General features: G+C 38.9%; 3 protein-coding genes and 3 tRNA genes. All 6 read right to left on the bottom strand.

Annotated elements, in window-relative coordinates; genetic code table 11:
* Positions 1-3 precede the first annotated feature (3 nt).
* A tRNA-Arg gene (locus KFO40_RS24815) sits at positions 4-77 on the bottom strand.
* 21 nt (positions 78-98) lie between these two features.
* A tRNA-Arg gene (locus KFO40_RS24810) sits at positions 99-172 on the bottom strand.
* A 20-nt stretch (positions 173-192) separates the two neighbouring features.
* Positions 193-266 (bottom strand) — tRNA-Arg (locus KFO40_RS24805).
* A 79-nt stretch (positions 267-345) separates the two neighbouring features.
* Entirely contained in the window at positions 346-2,646 is a 2,301-nt protein-coding gene (locus KFO40_RS24800; protein ID WP_008022360.1) for a patatin-like phospholipase family protein, read from the bottom strand.
* 171 nt (positions 2,647-2,817) lie between these two features.
* Positions 2,818-4,863, bottom strand: coding sequence for a molecular chaperone HtpG (gene htpG, locus KFO40_RS24795; protein WP_008022359.1), 2,046 nt, complete (start codon positions 4,861-4,863; stop codon positions 2,818-2,820).
* Between the two features lie 133 nt (positions 4,864-4,996).
* The gene (locus KFO40_RS24790; protein ID WP_004314507.1) at positions 4,997-7,525 is read right to left on the bottom strand and encodes an ATP-dependent Clp protease ATP-binding subunit; all 2,529 of its coding nucleotides are present in this window, start codon (positions 7,523-7,525) and stop codon (positions 4,997-4,999) included.
* Positions 7,526-7,661 lie beyond the last annotated feature (136 nt).

The following is a 7,661-nucleotide window of genomic DNA, read 5'->3' as shown; positions in this document are numbered from 1 at the left end:
AAGTGATCGCGACAGGATTCAAACCTGTAACCGGCTGATCCGTAGTCAGCTACTCTATTCAGTTGAGCTACGCGACCCTATAATTTGTAAGTTTTCAGTGACCGCGACAGGATTCAAACCTGTAACCGGCTGATCCGTAGTCAGCTACTCTATTCAGTTGAGCTACGCGGCCATTTTGTTAATTCAAAAAAGTGATCGCGACAGGATTCAAACCTGTAACCGGCTGATCCGTAGTCAGCTACTCTATTCAGTTGAGCTACGCGACCATTATTTCGTTTTAACGGGTGCAAAGATACGGACTTTTCCCGAACTAGCAAGCTTTTCAACGACTTTTTTTGTAGAAAATTATTCTATGAACCGATAATTGAATAGTTGCCAACCTATACTTAGTCCGACATTCCACTCCCTTTTCGGTGAGCTATAATGATTTACATATGCAGAGATGTCTCCAAAAGGTAATTGACATACAACAGAAATTTCTCCTAAATATTCAAACTTGGAGAAAGCTTTTCCATAATATGCTTTATTCAACGAGTTTTTTTCGATTGGATAAATGGGCATAAAGCCATAAAATTCTCCCCGAAGATGGAACATTTGGTTTAAACGGTAAATAGGCCGAATACCGGCTCCCACAAATTGATTGGCACGAAAGGCTTCGTTGTAGGTCAATTTACTGTGTAGCGTGGGCGAAAACTCTCCAGCCTGCATCATTGTGGCCGTATAGTTCTCGGAAAAGTTTTTAGAGGCATATAATGCCTTCAAATACCACCCTAAAACCCAATGTTCACTCATATTATGATATTTCTCTTTCATGTATGATAATTGCAACCATGAGTGATGGTCTTTATTATTGTTGTTGGTGGTACTTCCTTCGCCCGGGTAGAATCGTTCTTTTCCAACGAAGATCTGGGCAACAAGAGCTTCTCTGTATCCACGTGTGGGGTATTGTTTAGAATTTAGGGTACTTCCATTAAAGCTGATTGATCCACCGAATAAATCATAGCGACTTTTGTCAAATTTGTCATTTCCAAAGTCAATGACGCTTTTCTGAAAATATTTATCTTCTATTTTCGCAATTCCGACCCCAAACTCTGCTCGCTTGCTCGAAAGGAAAGGTAAGCCGACCTGCAATTTTAAGAAACGTTCGTCTTTCTGATTAAAGGCGGGTTTGTTATTTCGCGAGAAAAGTTTGTCTTTCTTGAAATAGTCGAAAGTACTGATTGAGCCTATAAGGCGGTATGAGGTAGGAATGGCAGTGGCGAAGTCAATTTTTGCCATAAACTGCACGTTATTATATACTTTTCCGAGTTGCCCGTCAAGGATAAACTCTTTGGCATAGTAGTTTAAATCCTGATAGCTAAGCCCCAGATAGATCTGATTGGAGTTGGAAGTGGATATATTTCCTCCCAACCGCACAGCAAAATTATTTTCTAATTTCACCTTTAAATGTAGATCGTAGGTGTCGTCTTCCGGATTATAAATTGCATGCGGTATAATTTCGGAAATCATTTTATCAGATAACAATCGGAAATAACCTTGTTTTAAATCCTCATAAGTGAATTCTTTGTTATCTGATTTATGAAATTCTCTTTTAATATATACTTGTTGTTGTGGATTAGCTCCGTCGATGATGATATTTTTAAAGCGTAGCTCCGGAAAATTACTCCGGTATACCATTCTTCTTAAACGTATATTGTCCAGATTTACACGCCGATGGATACGACTTTTGATTGAATCCATCATGCTGATGGTTCGATTATATCCTATATCGTGTAATTCGTCAATGCGTTGAAAATCCATTAGATTGACATTGTCATATTTGAACGTCATTAAAATCCCCATGGAGTCCGGAATGGAATAGTCGGTTTTCTGCATCACCATATTTTCAATTTGACTCATGAGGTCATTTTCTTTGGGTTTAGTGGGATTGGTTGACACGACGCTTCCTATGATGACATCCGGATGAAAATCATCTCTCATGACATCTGTAGGAAAGTTATTATAAATACCTCCGTCATAGGCTAATACATTGTCTATTTCAATAGGTTTAAACATGAATGGGAAGCTCATGGAAGCTCTGACGGCATCTCCTAAATCTCCTTCCTTCATGACTAATTGTTTCTTGTTGTATACATCGGACGCAATGCAACGGAAAGGAACAAAAAGTTTATCAAAATCTCCCTTACAAGCGGCTGTGGCACGTGCATATAGGTCTACAAAAACGAGATTCATTTGAATCGGATTGACAACACTGGTAGGCAGGAATTGAGGTTTCAAACTTTTCAGTGAGTCCTTGAATGAAAAACGAATATTGAAGAATTCGGGAGTGGGAAGATTCTTTTTGAAGTGATATACATATTTCTCTTCCACTTCTCCGGAATACCATCGTTTAAAGTCTTCCGACTTGAGAAGTTCTACCATGTCGTCAGGAGAGTATCCCATGGCATATAAAGAACCGATAATGGCTCCCATAGAAGTGCCTGCAATGTAATCAATAGGAATGTTGTTTTCTTCCAAAGCGCGAATGATACCGATGTGTGTCATCCCTTTGGCGCCACCACCGCTTAATACAAGTCCTACTTTTTGGGCATGGATAGCCGGAATAATCAGCCATAAAGTAATTAACACTAAAAAAATCTTTCTCATAACCCAAATCAAACAATTGAATTTTTTGTCTATTAAGTGTTCAAATATATACAATACTTTTCAATTAATCGATATTTTACCGATCGTTTTAAATTGAAAAAGAGCATTACAACGTGTATTTAACGTTGAATGCTCTTTCTTGAAGTATGTGTAATGTTTAAAGGGGCGATATTAAATCAATTCTATGCTACGTTTTACGAAGTTATTCAAAGCTTCACCTCTTAGCATATTGTTTTGCAATAAGGCCAAATCGATCAGCTGGCGGATAACTTTATTATTGCTTGCGTAGCCGATAAAGATAGCTTCTTTCTTACCTTTCAGATCATCCCACTTCTTATCCAGATTGTTTAGTTCATCTTTTTCTGATGTGGGGATTTCTTCTTCTTTTTTATCCTTTTGCTTGTCTTTCAACTCATTGCGTTGTTTGTTGACATTGTCCATTTCAGAAAGTATCGGAGCTACTTCTGCCTGGCAAGCGCTTTCTTCTTCATTCAATACCTGTTTTATCAACTTATGGTCTGAATTAAGAATTAGATTAAACATATCAGGCATTTCACCATAGAAACTCATTCCGGCCTGAATATTCGCCATTTCTTTCATACGACGCATATATTCGCTTTGAGTAATCATGACTGGAGCTGAATTTTCTCCTAATGCCTGTGTCATGACATTGAATTCAACTTTATCCATTTTAGGCAATTGACTCTTGAAGGCTGTTGTGATTGCATCCTGTTTATTGGCTTCCAACGTTTCACCTTTCTTATCTTCTTTTACAATAAGATTGTCAACAACATCACTGTCTACACGAGTGAAACGGGATTTTTCAAGTTTTTGTTCCAGCATGCTCACCATAGCTACATCCAACTGGCCATCCATGAGCAAAACATTGTATCCTTTGTTGGTGGCAGCTTCAATATAACTGTATTGCTCATCCTTGTTATTTGCATACAGATAAATTAGGTTTCCATCTTTATCTGTCTGATTATCTTTAATAAGGGTCTGGTACTCTTCAAATGTATAATGCTTGTCATTTGTATCGGTGAAAAGGGCAAATTTTTGCGCTTTATCATAGAAATCCTCTTGTGTGAGCATTCCGTAATTGATAAATATTTTTAAATCATTCCACTTCTCCTCAAACTGCTTACGGTCATTCTTGAATATAGACTGTAAACGGTCGGAAACCTTCTTTGTGATATAAGTTGAAATCTTCTTCACGTTCGAGTCGCTTTGCAAATACGAACGGGAAACGTTCAACGGAATATCCGGAGAATCGATTACGCCATGTAACAAAGTCAGGAAGTCCGGCACAATACCTTCAACCGAGTCTGTAACATATACCTGATTGCAATATAACTGAATCTTATTCTTATTTAATTCAATATTGCTCTTTACCTTCGGGAAATAGAGGATACCGGTCAGATGGAATGGATAATCAACATTCAGGTGAATCCAGAATAGTGGTTCATCAGACATTGGATATAGCTTACTATAGAATGATTTGTAATCTTCATCCGAAAGTTCGCTAGGTTTACGTGTCCACAAAGGAGTGGTATCATTGATTATATTATCTTCGGCTGTTTCTACTTGTTTGCCGTCTTTCCATTCTTTCTTTTTCCCAAATGCAATGGGAACAGGAAGGAAGCTGCAATATTTCTTCAGAAGCTCGGAAATACGTGCTTCTTCGAGAAATTCTTTGCAGTCATCATCAATGTATAAGATGATGTCTGATCCACGATCGGCTTTTTCTATTTCTTCAATAGTGAATTCAGGGCTGCCATCACAAGTCCATTTTACGGCTTGTGCACCGTCTCTGTATGATTTAGTGATAATTTCCACTTTCTTTGCAACCATAAAAGCAGAGTAGAAGCCAAGTCCGAAATGTCCGATAATGGCATTTGCGTCATTCTTGTATTTCTCCAGGAAGTCGTTAGCTCCTGAAAAAGCTATTTGATTGATGTACTTTTCAATTTCCTCTGCAGTCAAACCGATACCACGGTCAGAAATAGTAATGGTATCTTTGCCCAATTCAACGTGAACGGTTAAATCACCCAGTTCACCCTTAAATTCGCCAATAGAAGCAAGCGTATTCAGCTTTTGAGTGGCGTCTACTGCATTGGATACTAACTCGCGCAGAAAAATCTCATGGTCACTGTACAAAAACTTTTTAATGATAGGGAAAATGTTCTCTGTTGTAACCCCAATATTACCTTTTTGCATAATACGTATATTTTTTAGTTTATCTATTGATTAATTTTAATTGATGTTTGTTCAGATAGAGACAAAAAAAATGCCAGACCCGAAGGTCTGACATTATGGCATATTATTTTATTTTCTTATTCAGGAAATAATATTATTCCGGAGTGACAACTTTCATCTCCAATTCACCTTTTTCTTCATTGAGAGATACCTGAATAGTATCTCCCTCCTTCAAAGAGGAGGAAATGATGAGCTCGGATAAGCCATCCTCCAGATAAGTTTGAATTGCTCGCTTCAAAGGACGGGCGCCATATTGTACGTCATATCCTTTGCCGGCGATAAATTCTTTCGCCTTATCTTCAATAACAAGCTTGTAACCAATAGATTCTATTCTATCATACAATCCTTTCAGCTCTATGTCTATAATCTTTGTTATTGCTTCCAGAGAAAGCTGGTCAAACGTGATTATCTCATCTACACGATTGATGAATTCGGGCGCGAATGATTTGTTTAGAGCTTTTTGTATTACGCTTCGCGAGAATTCCTTATCATCCAGGCGGCTTTGTGTCGCAAAACCAACGCCACGTCCAAATTCTTTCAGCTGACGGGTTCCTATATTGGAAGTCATGATAATAACAGTATTTTTGAAATCTACCATTCTGCCATAACTGTCAGTCAGACGACCTTCATCCATAACCTGAAGCAAGATGTTGAACACATCCGGATGTGCTTTTTCTATCTCATCAAGCAATACAATCGAGTATGGTTTACGGCGCACTTTTTCTGTCAGCTGACCACCTTCTTCATATCCTACGTATCCCGGAGGTGCTCCAACCAGGCGTGAAACAGTGAACTTTTCCATATATTCACTCATATCTATACGAATCAGTGCATCAGCAGAACCAAACATGTATTTGGCTAACTCTTTTGCTAAGTGAGTTTTACCAACTCCTGTCGGGCCTAAGAACATAAATGTGCCAATTGGCTTATTAGGATCTTTTAGCCCTACACGGCTTCGCAAAATAGCTTTAACCAGTTTTTCTATTGCTGTATCTTGTGCGATGACTTTAGCCTGCAAATCTTCTTTCATACCTGCGAGCTTGATACCTTCAGCTTGTGCCATCCGTTGTACCGGAATGCCTGACATCATTGAGATGACATTGGCAATTTCTTCTGCATCAACAGTTTGCCTGTTTTCCTTCAGATTGGCTTCCCATTCTTTTTTCATCTCATCCAATTGGACAGAAAGCTCTTTTTCTTTATCACGGAAGCTGGCTGCAAGTTCGAAATTCTGCGATTTCACAGCTTCGTTTTTCTTGCTTTTGGCTTCTTCGATCAGTTTTTCTTGTTCTTCTATCTCTTTGGGCACATTGACATTGGTAAGATGTACACGTGAACCGGCTTCGTCTAAAGCGTCAATAGCTTTATCAGGGAAATTACGATCTGTGATATAGCGGTCTGTCAGCTTGACACATGCTTCCAATGCTTCATCCGTATAATACACATTGTGGTGGTCTTCATATTTATCCTTGATATTACGCAAAATCTGCAAAGTTTCGGCAGCGGTAGTCGGTTCTACTATTACTTTTTGGAAACGACGTTCCAAAGCGCCATCTTTCTCAATGTTCTTACGATATTCATCAAGAGTGGTAGCACCGATACATTGTATTTCTCCTCTTGCCAATGCCGGTTTTAGCATATTGGCAGCATCCATAGAACCTGCCGCAGAGCCTGCGCCTACAATCGTGTGGATTTCATCAATGAATAATATTACATTCGGATTTTTCTGTAATTCATTGAGAATGGAACGAATACGTTCCTCAAATTGTCCACGATATTTGGTTCCTGCTACAACAGCAGTCATATCAAGAGCAACCACTCGTTTATCAAACAGAATCCGCGAAACCTTTTTCTGAATGATTCTTAATGCAAGACCTTCAACAATCGCTGATTTTCCTACACCAGGCTCACCAATCAAAATCGGATTATTCTTTTTGCGGCGGCTTAAGATCTGCGCTAAACGTTCGATTTCTCTCTCTCTGCCGACAACAGGATCCAAGCGTCCTTCTTCTGCCGCTTTTGTCATGTCAGTACCGAAATTGTCAAGTACCGGCGTGTCATTAGACGGCTTTTTTGAAGCGGTTTGTGCCTGTTGGCGTTCGTCCGAACCACCTCTGCCGGAACGGGGAGAGGACATTTCTTCGTCATCATCATCGTCTTCCGTGAAACCCATACCAGAGTTTATATCTGGCTGCAATGTAGCTTGCTCCAGTACTTTCACATAATTTATATCGTTTGCTTCAAGTACAGAAGCGGCCATATTGTTTTTTTCTCTTAAAATAGCCAATAATACATGTTCTGTATCAGCGATGTTACTTTTCATTCCACGAGCTTCTAAAATACACATTTTTAATATCTTTGCCGCATCATTAGATAACGGTACCTCTGCATCAGGCAATAACATATCATCAGCTTCTGCCTTCAGTTGAGCTTCAATCTGTTGCTTTATTGCAGCTAGATTGGTGTTGAGTTTAGACAATATCTCGATAGCTTTTCCTTCACCGTCACGAAGGATTCCCAGAAGCAGGTGCTCAGGGCCTATATACCTACTTCTCAACCGATTCGCTTCTTCCTTACTATAGACGATAATGTCGGAAACTCTTTGTGAGAATTGATTATTCATACTTTTCCTTTTCTTCTAAGGGTTATTCACTGGCAAATATACGCATTAATCAAGTTTGTATTGCAATATTTGCTTTATTTCTTATATCTACAAATGGCGTGCCATAAAAACGGTGTATTTGCATTATATATATAAG

This window comes from Bacteroides sp. 1001302B_160321_D4, from assembly GCF_015667765.1.
GTDB lineage: Bacteria > Bacteroidota > Bacteroidia > Bacteroidales > Bacteroidaceae > Bacteroides > Bacteroides xylanisolvens.
The sequence above is the reverse complement of the archived record's forward strand: the minus strand, read 5'-3'. Positions and strand labels throughout refer to the sequence as shown.